2 protein-coding genes are annotated in these 2,007 nt (G+C 32.1%); both read right to left on the bottom strand.

Translation table 11 applies throughout. From position 1 onward, the window contains the following. On the bottom strand, positions 1-1,557 hold a 1,557-nt coding region (locus tag ACO5GE_RS07970; protein WP_484830377.1), incomplete at its 3' end, for a heavy metal translocating P-type ATPase. Between the two features lie 10 nt (positions 1,558-1,567). Further along, positions 1,568-1,777: a heavy-metal-associated domain-containing protein gene (locus tag ACO5GE_RS07965; RefSeq protein ID WP_484830376.1), complete on the bottom strand. Its 210-nt coding sequence runs from the start codon at positions 1,775-1,777 to the stop codon at positions 1,568-1,570. Positions 1,778-2,007 lie beyond the last annotated feature (230 nt).

Below are 2,007 nucleotides of genomic sequence, written 5' to 3'. Positions count from 1 at the left end.
AGATATCATCAATTTTCTATTACCAATCCATATTTCATTTCCGAAAATTTGTCCTCCTACTCCATATCCAGACAAATTTTCAAATTTATCTAAAGATAAGGCGTCTAGTTCATGTATTTTTTCAAATCCTTCTACAACTGCCTGTGCTAAAGGATGCTCAGAATGTTTTTCTAATGAATACACAAATTGATAAAATAGTTTTTCTGAAATATTCTTTATAACAACCTTTGATACCATTGGTTTTCCTTCAGTTATAGTACCTGTCTTATCTAACACGATTGTATTTGCACGATAAGCATTTTCCAAATATTCTCCACCTTTGAATAAAACTCCATATTCCGCCGCACGACCGGATCCCGCCATAATAGCAGTTGGAGTTGCTAATCCTAAGGAACATGGGCAAGCAATTACCAAAACAGAGATCATATTTTCCAACGCTCTTGAAAAATGTCCTTGATCTATCCAAAAATACCAAACGATAAAAGTTATAACAGAAATAGTCAAAACTACAGGAACAAAGATGCCTGCTATTTTATCAGCAATTCTTTGAATGGGTGCTTTTGATGATTGTGCTTTTTTTACGGTTTCGATAATTTGTGACAACATCGTATCCTTACCAATTTTATTTGCTTTGATTTTTAAAAATCCACTCTTGTTAATAGTAGAACCAATCACAAAATCTCCCACTTCTTTATCTCTAGGAATTGGTTCTCCATTGATCATAGATTCATCTACCGCAGAATTTCCATAAATAACAATCGCATCAACAGGAATTTTTTCTCCCGGCTTCACAATAATAACATCACCTACCACAACATCATAAATAGAAATCATTTCTTCTTTTCCATCTCTTTCTACTATTGCAGTCTTAGATTGTAATCCAATTAATTTTTTGATAGCAGACGATGTCTTTCCCTTTGCATTTTGCTCTAACAACTTGCCTAATAGTATCAGTGTAATTAACATAGCACTCGTTTCAAAATATAGATGGATATGTGATGAACTATCCCAATGCAAAATTATCAAATATACACTGTAGAAATATGCAGCTGATGTTCCAAGAGATACTAACACATCCATATTAGAATTTTTACTTTTTATAGAAGTATATGCTCCTTTATAGAACTGCCATCCTGCTATAAATTGAACCGGAGTTGCCAATAACCACTGAATTTTAGGATTTAAAAAAATTTTTGGTATCCACCAAGAGGAACTGAAAGAAAAGTGTGTCACCATCGTCCAAAAAAGTGGTAATGTCAAAATCAGAGAGCACAAAAATAATTTTTTTTGCTTAGAATGTTCCGTCTTCCTTAATTCATCGACGGGAACATCATCTTCATCTTTTTTTATCAAACGAAAACCCATTTTATCTACAATTTCAACAATTCTATCCGATGAAATTTTTTCAGAATCATACGATATACTTCCTGTTTCCAACGCTAGATTTACTGTAACATCAATGATTCCTTCTTCTTTTGAAAGTCTATTTTCTATTCTTGTAGAACAGGCTGCACAATGCATCCCAATAATATCATATTCTATGTTTTGTTTCTTCACGCAATATCACCTACTTATCTTTTACATCAAATCCTACTTCCTCAATTTCACTTATTAATTCGTCCAAACTGACCATTGTTTCATCAAACTCTACTTCTGCAATACTTCTTTCTAAATCTACTTCTGCAGAATATACACCATTCTTATTAGATAATGCATCATGGACCGACTTTACACAATGCCCACAACTCATCCCTAATACATGTATTGTTTTCTTCATAATTAAATTCTCCTTTCATCTATCAAATATACCTATTTAATACCACAATAGAACTCCTTATAATCAATGTCAATTATATCACATCAGTTATAAAAATCTACCTTATAATCAATGTCAATTATATCACATCAGTTATAAAAATCTACCTTATAATTTAGGCATATCGTATACTATCTCTTAGTTGTCAAGACATATGTTACACTTTGAGAAATACTCGGATACTATTTCAT

It is taken from the genome of Filifactor sp. (genome assembly GCF_057248345.1).
This window is presented reverse-complemented; position numbering and strand designations above follow the sequence as displayed.

Coding starts and splice junctions, on each gene's coding strand:
- ACO5GE_RS07965 (WP_484830376.1), bottom strand. CDS start 1,777: ATGAAGAAAACAATACATGTATTAGGGATGAGTTGTGGGCATTGTGTA.